This is a genomic window from Bdellovibrio sp. SBM16 (assembly GCF_056175625.1).
In genome coordinates, this window is record NZ_JBJKJG010000001.1 from 819,062 (window position 1) to 835,035 (window position 15,974).

General features: G+C 43.4%; 14 protein-coding genes. 9 read left to right on the plus strand and 5 right to left on the minus strand.

The features are described 5' to 3' along the window. The first annotated feature begins 2 nt into the window (after positions 1-2). Genes AC04MM_RS03745 through icmF form a run of 3 tightly spaced genes read left to right on the plus strand, consistent with a single transcriptional unit; the run spans position 3 to position 4,961 of the window. Positions 3-884 (plus strand): 3-hydroxybutyryl-CoA dehydrogenase, encoded by an 882-nt coding sequence (locus tag AC04MM_RS03745; protein ID WP_475378973.1) that lies wholly within the window; start codon positions 3-5, stop codon positions 882-884. A 17-nt stretch (positions 885-901) separates the two neighbouring features. Continuing rightward, positions 902-1,699, plus strand: a complete 798-nt coding sequence (locus AC04MM_RS03750) for an enoyl-CoA hydratase/isomerase family protein (protein ID WP_475378974.1) — start codon at positions 902-904, stop codon at positions 1,697-1,699. 31 nt (positions 1,700-1,730) lie between these two features. Further along, positions 1,731-4,961, plus strand: coding sequence for a fused isobutyryl-CoA mutase/GTPase IcmF (gene icmF, locus AC04MM_RS03755; protein ID WP_475378975.1), 3,231 nt, complete (start codon positions 1,731-1,733; stop codon positions 4,959-4,961). On the opposite strand, the gene AC04MM_RS03760 is transcribed toward icmF, so the two are convergent. After that, entirely contained in the window at positions 4,962-5,657 is a 696-nt protein-coding gene (locus AC04MM_RS03760; protein ID WP_475378976.1) for a helix-turn-helix domain-containing protein, read from the minus strand. 149 nt (positions 5,658-5,806) lie between these two features. Here AC04MM_RS03760 and AC04MM_RS03765 point away from each other — a divergent pair, with 149 nt between their 5' ends. Then, a complete protein-coding gene (locus AC04MM_RS03765) occupies positions 5,807-6,136 on the plus strand; it encodes a hypothetical protein (protein WP_475378977.1) in 330 nt (109 codons plus the stop codon). Between the two features lie 17 nt (positions 6,137-6,153). Here AC04MM_RS03765 and AC04MM_RS03770 read toward each other — a convergent pair whose 3' ends face one another. Then, entirely contained in the window at positions 6,154-7,707 is a 1,554-nt protein-coding gene (locus tag AC04MM_RS03770) for an NAD(P)/FAD-dependent oxidoreductase (protein ID WP_475378978.1), read from the minus strand. 28 nt (positions 7,708-7,735) lie between these two features. Between AC04MM_RS03770 and asd the strand changes: the two genes are divergently transcribed. Continuing rightward, positions 7,736-8,563 carry an archaetidylserine decarboxylase gene (gene asd, locus AC04MM_RS03775; RefSeq protein ID WP_475378979.1) on the plus strand — a complete coding sequence of 276 codons (828 nt, stop codon included), beginning with the start codon at positions 7,736-7,738 and terminating at the stop codon, positions 8,561-8,563. A 15-nt stretch (positions 8,564-8,578) separates the two neighbouring features. Here asd and AC04MM_RS03780 read toward each other — a convergent pair whose 3' ends face one another. Then, entirely contained in the window at positions 8,579-8,947 is a 369-nt protein-coding gene (locus AC04MM_RS03780) for a 6-pyruvoyl trahydropterin synthase family protein (protein ID WP_475378980.1), read from the minus strand. A 65-nt stretch (positions 8,948-9,012) separates the two neighbouring features. On the opposite strand from AC04MM_RS03780, the gene AC04MM_RS03785 reads away from it, so the two are divergent. Then, positions 9,013-9,516: a 6-pyruvoyl trahydropterin synthase family protein gene (locus tag AC04MM_RS03785; RefSeq protein WP_475378981.1), complete on the plus strand. Its 504-nt coding sequence runs from the start codon at positions 9,013-9,015 to the stop codon at positions 9,514-9,516. On the opposite strand, the gene AC04MM_RS03790 is transcribed toward AC04MM_RS03785, so the two are convergent. Further along, complete coding sequence (locus AC04MM_RS03790; RefSeq protein ID WP_475378982.1) at positions 9,517-10,545, minus strand: BP74-related protein; 1,029 nt, start codon at positions 10,543-10,545, stop codon at positions 9,517-9,519. A 150-nt stretch (positions 10,546-10,695) separates the two neighbouring features. Here AC04MM_RS03790 and AC04MM_RS03795 point away from each other — a divergent pair, with 150 nt between their 5' ends. The 3 genes from AC04MM_RS03795 to AC04MM_RS03805 all read left to right on the plus strand — a co-directional run bounded on the left by AC04MM_RS03795 (position 10,696) and on the right by AC04MM_RS03805 (position 14,160). Then, positions 10,696-10,917 (plus strand): FeoA family protein, encoded by a 222-nt coding sequence (locus tag AC04MM_RS03795; protein WP_475378983.1) that lies wholly within the window; start codon positions 10,696-10,698, stop codon positions 10,915-10,917. Then, on the plus strand, positions 10,902-12,815 hold the full coding sequence (feoB, locus tag AC04MM_RS03800; protein ID WP_475378984.1) for a ferrous iron transporter B: 1,914 nt from the start codon (positions 10,902-10,904) through the stop codon (positions 12,813-12,815). Before AC04MM_RS03795 ends, feoB begins: the two co-directional genes overlap by 16 nt. A gap of 64 nt (positions 12,816-12,879) precedes the next feature. After that, positions 12,880-14,160, plus strand: coding sequence for a trans-sulfuration enzyme family protein (locus AC04MM_RS03805; RefSeq protein ID WP_475378985.1), 1,281 nt, complete (start codon positions 12,880-12,882; stop codon positions 14,158-14,160). A gap of 3 nt (positions 14,161-14,163) precedes the next feature. Here the strand turns inward: AC04MM_RS03805 and AC04MM_RS03810 are convergent, their stop codons facing one another. Next, entirely contained in the window at positions 14,164-15,963 is a 1,800-nt protein-coding gene (locus tag AC04MM_RS03810; RefSeq protein ID WP_475378986.1) for a polysaccharide deacetylase family protein, read from the minus strand. Positions 15,964-15,974 lie beyond the last annotated feature (11 nt).

Genomic DNA, 15,974 nt, shown 5'->3' on the forward strand with positions numbered 1-15,974 from the left:
TCATGGTTGAAGCGATCAAAAAAATCGGTGTTGTCGGCGCAGGTCAAATGGGTAACGGAATTACACAGGTCGCAGCGGCTTGCGGTTACGATGTTGTCATGTTTGATATCAATAATGCAGCCTTAGACAAAGGTCTAACTACAATTGCTGGCAGCTGTGATCGCTTAATCAAAAAAGGCACAATGACTGAAGATGCCAAAAAGGCCTTACTTGGAAAAGTTAAAGCAACAACGGCCATGGCCGATCTTAAAGACTGCGATTTCGTGGTTGAGGCAGCGACCGAAAATATTGACTTAAAACTTAAAATTTTCAAAGAGTTAGATCAAACTGTGAAAGCCGGATCTATCTTGGCTTCTAACACTTCTTCAATTTCTATTACAAAAATCGCAGCTGCAACTTCACGCCCGGATAAAGTAGTGGGTATGCATTTTATGAACCCAGTTCCGCTCATGCAATTAGTAGAAGGTATCAAAGGTTTACAAACTTCACCTGAGACTTTTGCGACAACAAAAGCTCTATCTGAAAAATTAGGAAAGATCTTTGTTGAGTCAGTTAAAGATATGCCAGGTTTTATCGTAAACCGTATTTTAATGCCGATGATCAACGAAGCGGTCTATACACTTCATGAAGGTATTGCGTCAGTTGAATCGATCGACAACGCGATGAAGCTTGGTACCAACCAACCGATGGGGCCGTTAACTTTGGCTGACTTTATCGGTTTAGATACATGCCTTGCAATTATGAACGTTCTTCATGACGGTTTAGGTGATTCAAAATACCGTCCATGCCCGTTATTAGTGAAATACGTTGAAGCCGGCTGGTTAGGTCGTAAATCTGGCCGTGGTTTTTACAATTACGCCGCTGCAGCGGAAAAGCGCAGCTAGGCATAAAGGATTAAATTATGAATCTCGATTATCAAACAATTAAGCTTGAACAAAAAGAAAACGGTGTTTGGATCTTAACGATCAACCGCCCAGAGAGTTTAAACGCCTTAAACATGCAAGTATTAAACGACATGGCCGATGCCCTTCGCCAGATTTCAGAAGTGGATTTTGAAACGGCAAAAGCGCTTGTTATCACCGGGGCTGGTGAAAAAGCGTTCGTCGCCGGTGCCGACATTAAAGAAATGCTTGATATGTCAAACGAGCAAGCGGTGGCTTTTGCCCAAAAAGGCCAAAGCGTGTTTCATGAATTAAATTTATTAAAGATTCCGGTGATTGCCGCTGTTAACGGTTTTGCTTTAGGCGGAGGATTAGAATTAGCGCTGGGCTGTGATTTTATGATTGCATCTGATAATGCAAAATTTGGTCTTCCAGAAGTTTCTTTGGGTTTAATCCCGGGCTTTGGCGGTACCGTTCGTTTAACGCGCGCCGTAGGTATTAGAAAAGCGCGTGAATTAACCTTTACCGGCGAAATGATTAAAGCTGATGAGGCACTTCGTTTAGGAATCGTTTCTCAAGTTGTTCCGCAGTCTGAGTTAATGATGGCGGTCAATAAAAAATTAGAAATGATTATTGCCAAATCGCCGTTAGCGGTTAGTCGTGCCAAACTTTCAATCAACCAAGCTTTTGATTTAGAAACAGAAAAAGCTTTAGAAAATGAAGCCGAAATCTTTGGTGGATTATTCGGATCATTTGACACGACTGAAGGCACAAAAGCTTTCACAGAAAAAAGAAAACCAAACTTTAAAGGTATCTAAGTGTCTGGGGGTAGCCCAGCGAGGTTAATAAATGACTAAAAATCCTGTGCGTATTGTTACTGCGGCTTCATTATTTGACGGCCACGATGCTTCAATCAACATCATCCGTCGTATGCTTCAAGAATTTGGAGCCGAAGTTATCCATTTAGGCCATAACCGTTCGGTCAACGATGTGGTGAAAGCCGTTTTACAAGAAGGCGCCCAGGGTGTGTGTATCAGCTCGTATCAGGGCGGACACATGGAATACTTTAAATACCTTCGTGATTTATTAAATCAAGCCGGTGCATCGCACGTAAAAATTTACGGCGGCGGTGGCGGAGTGATCGTGCATGATGAAAAACGTGAATTAGAAGCGTATGGCATCGCGCAGATCTTTCATCCAGATGATGGCCGAAGACTTGGTTTAGAAGGCATGATCAAAATGATCGTCGAAGGTTGCGACTTTCCCATGCCGACGAGCCTTGCATCCTCGACTTCCGTGCAAAACGTTTTTGCCGGCGATAATATTCCATCAACGCAGCTGGGTATTGCCTTAACTGCGATTGAAAACGGGCAGAAAGACGTAACACCTGAAAAATTTGGTCTGGCCAACTTTGTCCGCAAAACAAATACACCGAAAGTTTTGGGTATCACCGGAACGGGTGGTGCCGGTAAGTCATCTTTAATCGATGAGTTATCACAACGGTTTTTAAATGCGTATCCAGAGCAAAAAATCGCGATCGTCTGTGTTGATCCGTCAAAGCGTAAAACCGGCGGTTCGCTATTAGGTGACCGTATTCGTATGAACTCGTTATCACGCCCGCATATCTATATGCGCTCGGTGGCCTCACGTGGTTCAGGTAAAGAGATCGCCAGCTCGTTACCGGATATTTTAAATTTTTTAAAAAAATGTGATTTCGATTTTATCATCGCTGAAACTTCAGGTATCGGCCAGGGTAATATGGCGATCACTGATGTATCGGATTTATCGATGTATGTGATGACCTCTGATTTCGGAGCGCAGTCGCAATTAGAAAAAATTGACATGATCGATTTCGCAGACTTTGTTGCGGTCAATAAAGCTGACCGCCGCGGGGCTTTAGATGCGGTTCGAGATGTCACAAAACAGTACAAACGTTCACGCAAAATCTGGGATGATAAGGTTCAAGTTCCGGTGTTCTTAACTCAGGCTTCGCAATTTAATGACGGTGGTGTTAATAACTTATTCTTTTCAGTTGCAGACAAGCTTCATGAATTAAAATCGTTACCGGAAGTGCCAAAGGCTTACCGTGAAACTGTATTATCTGCAGATGAGCACACCGTGATTCCGCCGGATCGTCAAAACTACTTAGCTGAAATCGTATCGACCATTCATAAGTATAAAGACCGCGTAAAGCTTTTATCTGAGAAGGCGTCTAAGTTAGGGGCTTTAGAGAATCTAAAAGCTGAGCTTGGGTTAACTCAGGACCAGGTTGCAAAAAAACGCAGTGAATTTTCTGAAGGATTTACCACCGAAGAATTACAATCATTAGAAAAATGGGATGAGTTAAAACGCATTTATGCTCAGGATGAATTAATCTTTAAAGTGCGGGATAAAGAAATTCGCCAATCATTAGTTACGAAATCACTGAGCGGGACGAAGATTCGTAAAATCGTTTTACCAAGTTATAAAGACTGGGGCGATCGTTTTACCTTTTTAAAGATGGAAAACGTGGCCGGTGAATTTCCGTATACAGCCGGTGTATTCCAGTTAAAACGTGCCGATGAAGACCCGAAACGTATGTTTGCGGGCGAAGGTACGCCGGAAAGAACAAACCGTCGTTTTCATTATCTGTGCAAAGGTGAAAAAGCGCACCGCTTATCTACAGCATTTGATTCGGTCACACTCTACGGGCAAGATCCTGATTTGCGTCCGGATATCTACGGTAAAGTAGGTGAGTCCGGGGTCAGTATTTGCTGCCTGGATGATATGAAAAAGCTTTATTCTGGCTTTGATCTTATCAATCCGAATACATCAGTATCGATGACAATTAACGGACCGGCGCCGATGATCTTAGCTTTTTATTTCAACACGGCGATTGATCAGCAGGTTGAAAAGAAAGAAAAAGAACTGGGCCGAAAATTGGCTGATACTGAATGGCGCGAGCTTGCAACGGCTACGATGATGCAGGTACGCGGAACGGTTCAGGCCGATATTTTAAAAGAAGACCAGGGGCAGAATACCTGTATCTTCTCGATTAACTTCGCATTAAAGATGATGGGAGATATCCAGCAGTTCTTTATCGACAAAAATATCCGCAACTTTTACTCGGTTTCAATTTCGGGATACCATATTGCTGAAGCCGGCGCGAATCCGATTTCACAGTTGGCCTTTACGCTTTCAAACGGCTTTACTTTTGTTGAGTACTACTTATCGCGCGGCATGAAGATCGATGATTTTGCGCCGAACTTAAGTTTCTTCTTTAGTAACGGTCTTGACCCCGAGTACACGGTGATCGGCCGTGTGGCCCGCCGTATCTGGGCCGTGGCGATGCGCGATCTTTATAAAGGAAATGAACGTTCGCAAAAATTAAAATACCATATCCAGACTTCTGGGCGTTCATTGCACGCGCAGGAAATCGACTTTAATGATATCCGTACAACCTTACAGGCGCTTATCGCCTTAAATGACAACTGTAACTCATTACATACGAATGCCTACGACGAAGCGATCACAACGCCTACGCAAGAATCAGTTCGCCGTGCGATGGCGATTCAGATGATCATTAACCGTGAATACGGTGCAATGAAAAATGAGAACATCAACCAGGGTTCATACTTTATTGAAGAATTAACTGATCTGGTTGAAGAAGCGGTATTAGCAGAATTTAAACGTATCTCTGAGCGCGGTGGCGTTTTGGGGGCGATGGAAACCCAGTACCAGCGTTCAAAAATCCAGGAAGAGTCGATGTACTACGAACATCTTAAACACTCTGGCGAATTACCGATTATCGGTGTAAACACGTTTATCGATCCGAAAACTTTAGAAGCTGGTTATATTCCGCCGAAAATCGAGTTAGCTCGTGCTTCGACCGAAGAAAAAAATCATCAGTTAAAACAAATTGAAACGGTACAAAAGGCGAATCGAGCCCAAGCTGACCTTGAGATTAAAAAACTAAAAGAGGCCTGTTTGAGTGGCGCAAATATTTTTGAAGCACTCATGAGTGCGGCTCGATATTGCACGTTATATCAAATGTCGCAGGCACTCTACGAAGTTGGCGGGCAGTACCGTCGTAATCTGTAGTCATGTATTGATTGCTGGTTTATCCCAGACTGAAAAGCGGTCAATAAATAGTATTCCCGAAACAACCCGGTTTAAATCGGGTTGCGTTTCCATGTGAATTTCTGAAAGGTTTAAATACTTAGCGTACGTGGATTGCACTTCTTCGCAGAATTTTTTATAAGCTTCGTCATTTAAAATCAGCTCAAATTTTTTATTATATCCGGCCTGTTGTGCGCTATTCTCGATACGGGCGAAAATATTCTTAAGCACCATTTCACCGTAGGTTTTATGAAGTAAGCCGTTGGGCTGCCAGCGGACCGGGTAATGGATCAACGCCGCAAAACGATCACCCGGAAGCAGTTGTGCTAAGCCAACTTTTTCCAGCTCACGGGCGTGTTTACGTAAATCTTTTTCTGACATTTTTAACTGGGATTTGATATTTGCAAAACTAACCCCTGATAAGATGTAGCGAAACAACATTTTAATTTTGAAATCTGAAGCAAGAAGGCTTTCTTGTTCGGGGGTAAATAAATGGGGTTCGCGTTTAACATATTTAGAAAGCTCGATAATTTCGTAAAACGAAACTTCTAAAGCACTGGCTAGTTCTTTAAGTTGTTTTAGGGTTAGGTCGTCGCCGTTTAAGCGCCGTTTGATTGTTGCCGGAGAGGTCTTTAAAGCTTTGGCCATGCTTTCATAGGTGGCCTTTTTTGACTTCATCAAGTTTTTTAAAGTTTTCTGAATTTTTTTACACTCGTAGTCCATAAGTCATTTTCCTCTAAATCAGGTCAAAATCTGACCCTTTTAATATATTAATGTACATCATGGGTCAAATATAGTTTTTTAAGTTTTATCAGGAGAATCTATTTATGAAAAAAACCGTAAAATTAATCTTAGTGACTAGCCTAATGCTCACATCAACGTTGGCATCAGCGGCCGCACTTTGCCCACCAAGTTCATGTAACCCGCACAATGGCTGTATGGATGGCTGTTATACATTTACCGCCAGCGGATCAGCTGCATGTACTCCGGATGATCCGAAGATCGCTGAAAATGAGGCTATCAAAACCGGAACTAACTTTGCTGCAAAGTCGTGTTATTATGGTTTTTTTATGACGACACCTTGGCATATCAGCACACTTCAAGATGCTTCAAAGTGCGTCGTGAACGCTACGGCTAATTTTTCTTGTATTGATTAGTAACTGAATAATCGCGGTTACTTTAATTTATCGAAGATTTTTTCTGCGCAGCGAATACCATCAACGGCGGCTGAAGTGATGCCGCCGGCGTAACCAGCACCTTCGCCGCAAGGGTATAGGCCTTTGTGCGATAGGCTCTCGAGAGTTTCATCATCACGGGTTACGCGTAACGGGCACGAGGTGCGCGATTCAACGCCGTAAAGCTGTGAATCTTCGGTGATAAAGCCCTTCATGCTGGTATTGAAGTTATTTAAGCCTTCGGCCAGTTTTTGGTACATAAATTTAGGTAACAGCTCATCTAAGCGGATTGGTAATACACCTGATGGCGACGATGTTTTACGTAAAACATTTTTATTTGAGCGATTTAAAAACGAAACCAGGTTCTGTGCCGGTAATTCTTTAGTGCCTTTGTTTTCGCGAACCGCTTTAAACGCATTGGTTTCAAGTTCACGGCGCAGTTTCATTCCGCCAAGTAAGTCTTTACCGAATAATTTTTCATGCTGGATGCTGACAACAATCGCCGCATTGGCGAATTCTGAATTTCGGTTAAAGTTGCTCATGCCGTTGCAGACGATGCCGTCTTTTTCAGTGCCGCTGGATAACACGTAGCCGCCCGGGCACATACAAAAGCTGTAAACACCGATGCCGGTCTTATCGTCGTGGTGAACCAGTTTGTAGTTAGCTGAGCCTAATTTTTCGTGTTCAGAAAACTGACGGTACTGGATGTTGTTAATTAATTTTTGCGGGTGCTCGATACGTAAGCCCATGGCAAAAGATTTACCGTCAATATGCACGCCGGATTCTAACAGGTGATTAAGCATATCTTCGGCTGAATGTCCCGTGGCTAAAATCACATTTTCAGATTTGTATTCGGTAAGTTTGCCAGAGTCGTCTTTGATCACCACACCTTGAATGGATTTATCGCCGTAAATTAATTTTTCAACTTTAGAATCAAAATGTATTTCACAGCCGTTGGCGCGTAAAAAATCACGCACCTTCGGAATCACGCGGCGGATTTTATCAGAGCCCACATGCGGGTTAGATAACCACTGGATTTCTGCCGGCGCACCGAACTGAACTAGTCGGTTTAATACATACGGGATATGCGGGGATTTAATACGGGTAATTAATTTTCCGTCCGAATATAACCCTGCGCCACCTTCGCCGTAACAGACGTTGTTTTTCGGGTCTAATTCGCCGTAACGCCAGAAGCGGTTGATGCCTTTGATACGTTCGGCCGATTCCGAGCCACGCTCGAATAATAAACACGGAATGCCGCGCTCGACTAAGCGGATGGCGGCAAATAAACCTGCCGGGCCGGTGCCGACCACGATCGGGCGGTCGATTTTTTTATCGGGATTGATTTTTTCTAATTCAAATTTTTCTAAACTTAAGGTTTCGCCTTCTTCAGCTACTTCAATGGTGTATACAAAGTGCGGCGAGTGTTTCTGGCGGGCATCGACAGATTTTCGTAAAATTCGGTATTCGCCATGCTTAGGCATGAGCCATTCCAGATGTGACTCAAGATCATCATCAATTTTAAGTTTAATATCTTTAAAAATCTTCGACATTTCCTGGCGAATATAGCAGAATCAGCCCATGGCAGCAATCACACAGTTTTTACCGAAGAATCACTTAAGCTATATCGTGGGTAAATTGGTCCATTTGCATTTACCGCGTTTTATCTGGACACCGATCATTAGAATTTTTGCAAAAGCTTACAACATTAACCTTGAAGAGGCTGAATTTTCAGTCGACCAGTATCCGAGCCTAGGTGAATTTTTTATCAGAAAACTAAAGCCAGGGTTACGTCCGGTCGGTCAGACCTGGGCGGTACATCCGGCCGATTCGGTGATTACCCAGGCTGCAGTGATCGAAAACGGTAACCTGATTCAGGCCAAAGGTAAAACCTACAAAGCCACTGAGTTTACCGCAGATCCAAAGGCACTTGAGGTGTACAATGGTGGTCAGTTTTTAACTTATTATCTTTGTCCGACGGATTACCACCGTGTGCACAGTCCGGTAAACGGCACCATTGAAAAAGTCGTGCATATCCCGGGTGCCCTGTGGCCGGTTAACAACTGGTCAACCGACAATATCCACGAGTTATTTTCGATCAACGAACGGGTGGTGGTCGAGATCAAAACTGACCGCGGCTTAGTGAGTGTGGTGTTTGTGGCGGCAACCAATGTCGGCGATATTGCACTAAGTTTTGACCCGGATATTCGCGGTAATCAGTTCAGAGTATTTAAGCCGCTCACGAAGACCTATAACATTCCGGTCAAAAAAGGTGACGAGCTTGGCATGTTTCGTATGGGTTCAACCATTGTGATGCTATACCAAAAAGGTGTCTTAGGTTTACAGAATTCGCAGCTGGAACATTTTCACGGAAAACCAGTCAAGGTGAATGCTGATTTCGCCAATTAAGATTTACTGACCCGTTTAGTTTACGGGATAAGTGCACTCGGTCGTCGGGGTTTCCATAATGGTTACCGATTTAAGTAACGGAAGTTTTACTTTGGCGCGCTCAAAGATCCATACCGCTAACAGCTCAGAGGTTGGGTTTTCTAAACCCTTAACTTCGTTTAATACCCGGTGGTCGATCTCGGCTAATACCGGACGCATGACTTCGTTGATTTCGTGGTAGTCTTGCACCCAGCCGATTTTAGCATCTAAGGGCCCACGCAAAGTTAAAATGATTTTAAAGCTATGGCCATGCATGCGCTTACACGGGTGCCCCTCGGGGAGGTTCGGTAGAAAGCGCGCTGATTCAATTTGAAAGTGTGACTTTAGTTCAAAAGCTTGGCCCATTAAATATCCTTGCGAGGCTTTAGCCTCGACTTGTTATATAGCCCCAAAACGATTATACTGTCAGCATGAAAACCACCTCTTTACGCCTGGCTAAGCAAAATTTTAAGTTCTCTTCGGCGCATTTTCTGATTTTTGATCAGAAATCCGCTGAAATGCTTCACGGCCATAACTATCAGGTAGTGGTTTCAATGCTCGCGCCTGATGTAGGTAACGCGTCTGATGACGACGGCAAAATGGGCTACATGGTGGATTTTAACGTATTAAAAAAATTCATCAAAGCCCGCCTAGATGTGTGGGATGAGCATGTGCTGTTACCAAAAAATCATCCCGACATGAAGCACAGCTTATCAGGAAATAAGAAAAACTGGGAAATCACTTTTCGCGACCGTTTTTACTCATTACCAAAAGAAGAAGTGATCTGGCTCAACTGTTCAAACACCAGTGTAGAGCAGTTGTCATCAATCTTAGCTGAAGAATTTTTTCAGGAATTCAAAAAATACGGCATTAAAAAACTCACCGTAGCGGTTGAAGAAACGCGCGGCCAGTCGGCAGCAACGACGATCGAATAATTATTTAGGATTTTGAACTTCTTCTAAAGTAAGTTCTTTTTTGATCCGGTAAGACCAGAAACAGATTTTTCCTAAGCCTCTGACCCAGGCTTCAGCTTGATCTTCTAACATTTGCGGAAAGCCGTTGCAGGCGGTTGAGCCGAAGTCAGAAATATTTGTCACTTCAGAAACTGACCATGACCAAAAGCTTTTTTCTTTTTTCAGCAAATTACGGTTAAAGCCCTGGTGGCCTAACTGAATTTTGGCAAAAACGATTTTGTGCATATTCGGGTTGGCGATTTGCTCGCGCGCTTTTTGTAACAGGGTAGGGTCGTTGATTTTTACGATGAACTGATCACCGTTATTATCACTTGGGCCCATTAAAAAATATTTATCATCTGCTGAAGCAACTGAACGCTGGGGTTTGACCAGTGCGGGCTTTAACACTTCGCTCGCTGTTTTAACCGAAGTACGAAAACGTTCTTCCGCCGAAATCTTTACCCACAGCGAAGTAGGTTCTGGCTTTAATGTCAGGGTAAATAACTCTTTGCCTGCGACTTCGATTTCCAGTGGTTCAGATTTTTTTATAAAACTTAAATCTTCGACATAAAAAGTATTACGGCCCGGAAACAGGTTTTTAAGTTGCACTTCGTTATTAACCGTCGGATCAATTTTGTAATAAACCACGCCGCCTTCTAATGAATCGGCCGTGACGTGATCACGTAAATTACAATTGGATTCAACAACCAGGTCTTTCGGAGTATCCAGGGCTAATAACGAATAATCCTGGGTGGCCTGCGACGGGTCGTGTGAGAGCTGTAAATAAATTTTACCTTTGGCCGGAACCGTATGATCGATTTCATCGACCAGATATTTATCCCATTCCTGCAGCCACACGGTTTGTGGTTTGCTGGATTTATTTTCGACCGTGATGGCTTGATTTACACAGAGTTTTGGCCAGCGAAACACTTCAGCTAAGGCTGTATTAGATGCTAAAACTATAAGCACTGAGGTCATAAGCTGTAAATATCGAGCTGCTGGTTGGTTCATACTAACCAGATCGGACTTTGGTAAACCCGACTTGACCAGAGATGGGGTTTTCTGGACTTTGATCGCGATAAAAAAGTCAGTTGGCTTTCAATAAGCTGTACTTCAAGGCAAATTATGTTCATTTGCGCCGAAGCTGGTTACAAGACCCTTATGCCGACAGAAACCAAATTAAAGTTAAAAGGGTTTAACCAAGTAGAATCGACCCCGCAAGCCAGCCAAGATCTCATTCAGCGATTAATCGATTTCGGATTATATCCCGGCGTTGAATTTGAAATTGTTAGAACCTTGTCTCTATCAAAAGTAACGGTGATCCGTTTTCACCAGACATTGCTGGCATTAAATGAACAGGAGTTCAAATGTCTAGCGCACTAAATGTATTATTAGTCGGCTCACCAAACTCTGGTAAAACCACATTATATAATTGGTTAACGGGTTCAAAATCTAAAACCGTAAATTACCCGGGTGCAACGGTTGAGTATGCGATTGGCTCATTACAATCCGCACTGGCAAAAAAAGCAGAAATGCAGCCGTTAGGTATAATTGATACCCCGGGAATTTATTCTTTAGACCCAAGATCCGATGACGAAAAAGTTACGGTAAATATTTTAAAAGACTCACACCATGTGAAGTACAATGCGGTAGTCCTGGTGGTTGATGCGACCCAGATGAACCGTCAGTTATTGCTGGCCAAACAATTAATTCAGCCTGAATCACATGTGATCGTGGTACTGACGATGTCTGATTTAATCGAAAAAAACAAACAACAGCTGAACATCTTAGAGATCAAAAAATTCTTAGGGGTTGAGCAGGTTGTTCTGTTTGACGGTGTTTTAGGTAAAGGCCTGACTGAAATCGTGGCTTTGTTAAAAGCTACGCCGCAAAAACTATCGCGCTATTCTCAACTGACCCACTCTGGCGAGAAAAAAGTCGAAGTGCTGAAAGACATTTCTCAGTTTTTGAAAGAAAAAGCTTTCACCGAAGAAAAAGTGGCTGCGGCCCAGGCTGCGATTAAATCACAATCGCAATTGGAATTTACTCTTAAAGTTGATAAATGGTTGTTACATCCGGTTTTTGGCTATTTGTTTTTCTTTGCCTTTATGACCGTGTTCTTCGCCTCGATATACTGGTGGTCAGCACCGCTGATGGATTTGATCGACGGCGGAATGGCTTCTGCAATTGATTTGGCCAAAGAAAAATTTCCGGGTTTAGTCGGTGAGTTTATCGGTGATGGTCTATTGGCCGCGATTACCGGTGTGATTATTTTTGTGCCGCAGATTTTTATTTTATTTTTAGGTATCGGTTTATTTGAAAACACCGGTTATCTATCTCGGGTGGCAGCGTTAATCGACGGCCCGCTTAAAAAAGTAGGTCTCGGCGGCCGTTCGTTTGTTCCGATGTTATCTGGCTTTGCCTGTGCAATCCCTGCGATTATGGCCACCCGTAACATCAGCGCCCGCAAAGAAAGATTGATCGCCCAGATCACCATTCCGTTTATGAGCTGTTCAGCGCGTGTGCCGGTTTACGGTTTAATGATCGGCTTTTTAACAGCTGGAAGTGCTAATCCGTTACTTGGCGGTTTTATCATGACCTCGATTTACTTTGGTTCAATCGTGGTCGGTGCCGTTGCTTCGGCGATTTTAGCAAAACTTATCGCTGCTGATCAGAGTTCGCGTTTAATGATGGATTTACCGTTTTACCGCCGTCCGCGCTTTATGACGATCTTGCGCCAGTCGTGGGATAAATCGGTTTCGTTTATTAAAAAAGCCGGCCCGGTGATTTTGGTGCTGTCGATTGTACTATGGGTGGCAACGACATTTCCGAAAGCCGCTGAAGGCACTCCGGAAGAACAAGTGCCGCCGACGTATGCGCAACAGGTTTCAACAGCGATTGAGCCGGTCTTTAAACCGCTTGGTTTAGATGGCCGTGTGGGCTTTGCCTATCTGGCCTCATTTGCAGCGCGTGAAGTTTTCGTATCAAGTTTAGCGGTTTCATTAAATGCGCAGGTTGAAGACGAAGAAGACACCCTGCCGATTTTAGAAAAAATGGCCGGCGCGAAATTCGCCGATGGGACACCGATTTTTACGATCGCTTCGATTGCGGGCATTCTGATCTTCTTTATGATAGCTATGCAGTGCTTAACAACGGTGGGTGTATTGTACAAAGAAAACCGCAGTCTGCTCTGGACAGGATTACAATTACTGGGCAGTAACACAGCTGCATACATTTTAGCAGTTGCGGTGGTGCAATCTCTTAAGGCATTCGGCCTATAGCACAATAAGACATTCCTTCTCATCCTCGTGTAAAAACTCTAGTATTTGGATACACGAGGATCCAATGGCTAATAAAAAATCACTTCTATCGAAAAAAGTCTCTAAAAGAACCCAGGCTATTCACGGGGAGCACACCACTTCAGCCTGGGATTATTCACACCACATTATTCCTCCGCTGACGGCGTCCACCACATTTCGTCTTGAAAGTTTGCAGCGTGGTGCTGAGGGGTTTACTCAGTTTGCTGATCCAAAAGCTCAGACTCCGATTTTAATTTATGATCGTCTAGATGAACCAACCACACTGATGCTTGAAGAGCAGTTAAAAACCATGGAGTCTGCTGAATGTGCTGTGAGTTTCGGAAGCGGTATGGGGGCCATTTCGACGACGATCCTGTCGTTTGTAAAACAAGGGCAGAAAGTTTTATCACATAAAACTTTGTACGGTTGTACGTACAGCCTGCTTACGAACTGGATGCCGAAATTCGGTGTTGAGACCGAACTTTGCAATTTAAATAAAATCGATCTTGATGAAACGTTTAAAGATAAAGCAATTCGTCTGGTTTACTGCGAATCTGTGTGTAACCCGAATTTAGAAATCATTGATCTTGAGCGCGTCGTTAAGGCTGTCGCCAAAGCCAATAAATCCCGTAAAGAAGAAAATAAAATTTTAATCGCTGTTGATAACACCTTTGCTACCCCGTGGGGACTGCGCCCGATCGAGTGGGGTGTTGATATCGTGATTCAAAGTTTAACCAAAAATATGTCTGGCTTTGGGACTGATATGGGGGGTGCGGTCATGACCCATAAAAAACACGAAATGACTCTTAAGCTGGGCCGTAAAGATTTCGGAGCTATCATTAATCCGTTCTCGGCATGGCATATCATGGTGTACGGCTTATCGACCCAGTCGCTGCGTTTTGAAAAGCAGCAGGAAAACGCCATGGCTATCGCTAACTTTTTAGCGAAGCATAAAAAAGTAGAAAAGATTATCTATCCGGGGTTAAAAAACTTTCCCGACCTGAAGTTGGCAAAAAAATATTTAAAAACACCGGAAGGAAAATTTGCGCCGGGGTTAATGATCGCGTTCACATTAAAAGGCGACATGAAAAAAACGGCGAAGTTTGTCGATGATATTGCAAAAAATTCGTACAGCATTACGCTTGCTGTAAGCCTTGGTTTAAACAAAACTTTGATCGAGGTGCCTGGCTATATGACCCATTCAGCTTATCCAAAAGATAAGTTAGATGATTCGGGTATTGATCCAAAGCTCGTCCGTTTAAGTGTGGGCTTAGAAAGCATTGATGATTTACTCAATGATTTACAAGAAGCATTGGCGCGGGTTTAATATCTATTTTTTGCGTTTATGGTAATAATATTTGCGGTACCACGACGAGGTTTTCTTCCACAGAGAAAACTTTGACTCATCCGGAAACACATTCACTCTGAAAATCTGAAAAGGTTCTGCAAACATCTTCATCCCGCCGCTATCGGTGTTTACGGCAAAATCATAACCAGCAGCTTCAGCTAACTTTGCGCAAGCGGCATTGGTATCACCGTAGGTGTAAGCGTAGACGCAGACTTCGCGCTCAAATTCTTTTTCCAGGGCGCGTTTTGAATCGATCAGCTCAGTAAAAGCCTGATCCGGGGTCATTGCGGTTAAGCGTTTGTGGCTAAAGCCGTGCGAGCCGATTTCAAAATTAGAATTAAGCCAAAGTTTACGATCTTTTCCGGATACAATTTTATCGCCCTTTGCCGGATCACTTTCATCCCATTGGTTGTGCGAGATTTCGCTGTTGGCCAGTAAAAAAATCTGCGCCCTAAAGCCATACTTTTTAAGTAACGGATCGGCGTTATTGTAATTATCCCAGTAGCCATCATCAAAAGTTAAGACCAGCGGTTTTTTGGGAAAATCGGCAAACGAGCGGGTGCCGTTTTTAAACTGTTTTAGTTCGGAAAAAGTTACGGTCTGAAATCCTGCGGCCTTGTAAAACTGTAAATGTTTTTCAAAATTTTCTTCGGTCACGAAAATTTTGTGCGGGGAATTAAGCTCTGTCTTTGGTACTTTATGGTACATCATTACCGGTATCCAGTCGGCATGATGGGCCTCAAAATAACTGGCTTCGTAGATTTTCTGAATCTGCTCAGCCACGGTTTTAAGACCAAACTGGCTTTTAGTAAGCTTTGCCAGTTCCATCAGTTGTGCGACATTTAGCTTATAATAATTTTCAATGTCGGCATCCATCTGGGCCATAGACACTTCGGGTTTACCGAAGGTATGGCTTTCGATATCGCCGAAGTTTGATTTAATGTGCTCAGAGAAGTTTTCTTTTTGACAGAGGCCTAAGTACTTGGCTTCGCCAAACGCAATCGTTGCAGTTCCACACATTAAGCTTTCCATGCAGACCCGGCCTGAACCGATCACCAGATCAAACTGGGCGTAAATACCCTGGTTTAAATTTTGTGGCGGGTGAAAGTAAATGTTTTTTCCGTGCAGAGTCTTTTCAATCTCGCCTTCAGAGGCGCCGATAATATGAATTTCAAACTGGATATTTTTGCCAGTTAATAACGAGCTTAAACTCTGAATGGCGTTTTCGGTGCGTGTTTTTTTAGGGCCGGTAGCGCGTCCAACGATCGCAATTTTTAAAACCTCAGATCTATTTTTGGCTGAGGTCATTTTTTTCGGAAAGTACATGTCGCTGCTGATACCGTTTCTGATAACTTTAATATTTTCAGGCTGGTAGCCAAACTCGTTTATTAACTGTTCTTGCACATTTTCGCAGATAGCAATCTGATGTGAGCCGTAAATATTTTTTAAACGCTTAGAAAACGACAGATGCTGGCGGCCATGAATGGTGCTGATGTAGCCGATCTTTAAGGCACGGCTGGCTTTGTAGGCTAACTTAGAGGCCGCCCGCGAGTGGGCATGAATGACCTGTACGTTGTGTTTAAGCAATAAATCTTTAAGAGTTTTAACGCTTTGGTTAAATTCAGCACTTGATTTGGTTTCAACTTTTAGTTCGAATTTTTCAGCCTTGGTGGGGTAATAAAAGCCGTTTGAAACCTGCAAAATCCGGTGGCCGGACGTCACTTGCATATCGATAAGCTGACAGGCGTAAACTTCAGCGCCGGTGAGGTGGTTTTGAGACAATAAATGAAGAA

What these genes read in the sequence shown, in the direction of transcription:
- AC04MM_RS03795 (WP_475378983.1), top strand. Translation starts at nt 10,696, where the DNA reads ATGCCGACAGAAACCAAATTAAAGTTAAAAGGGTTTAACCAAGTAGAA.
- asd (WP_475378979.1), top strand. Translation starts at nt 7,736, where the DNA reads ATGGCAGCAATCACACAGTTTTTACCGAAGAATCACTTAAGCTATATC.
- AC04MM_RS03790 (WP_475378982.1), bottom strand. Translation starts at nt 10,545, where the DNA reads ATGAACCAACCAGCAGCTCGATATTTACAGCTTATGACCTCAGTGCTT.
- feoB (WP_475378984.1), top strand. Translation starts at nt 10,902, where the DNA reads ATGTCTAGCGCACTAAATGTATTATTAGTCGGCTCACCAAACTCTGGT.
- AC04MM_RS03765 (WP_475378977.1), top strand. Translation starts at nt 5,807, where the DNA reads ATGAAAAAAACCGTAAAATTAATCTTAGTGACTAGCCTAATGCTCACA.
- AC04MM_RS03760 (WP_475378976.1), bottom strand. Translation starts at nt 5,657, where the DNA reads ATGAAGTCAAAAAAGGCCACCTATGAAAGCATGGCCAAAGCTTTAAAG.
- AC04MM_RS03770 (WP_475378978.1), bottom strand. Translation starts at nt 7,707, where the DNA reads ATGTCGAAGATTTTTAAAGATATTAAACTTAAAATTGATGATGATCTT.
- AC04MM_RS03745 (WP_475378973.1), top strand. Translation starts at nt 3, where the DNA reads ATGGTTGAAGCGATCAAAAAAATCGGTGTTGTCGGCGCAGGTCAAATG.
- AC04MM_RS03805 (WP_475378985.1), top strand. Translation starts at nt 12,880, where the DNA reads ATGGCTAATAAAAAATCACTTCTATCGAAAAAAGTCTCTAAAAGAACC.
- icmF (WP_475378975.1), top strand. Translation starts at nt 1,731, where the DNA reads ATGACTAAAAATCCTGTGCGTATTGTTACTGCGGCTTCATTATTTGAC.
- AC04MM_RS03785 (WP_475378981.1), top strand. Translation starts at nt 9,013, where the DNA reads ATGAAAACCACCTCTTTACGCCTGGCTAAGCAAAATTTTAAGTTCTCT.
- AC04MM_RS03750 (WP_475378974.1), top strand. Translation starts at nt 902, where the DNA reads ATGAATCTCGATTATCAAACAATTAAGCTTGAACAAAAAGAAAACGGT.
- AC04MM_RS03780 (WP_475378980.1), bottom strand. Translation starts at nt 8,947, where the DNA reads ATGGGCCAAGCTTTTGAACTAAAGTCACACTTTCAAATTGAATCAGCG.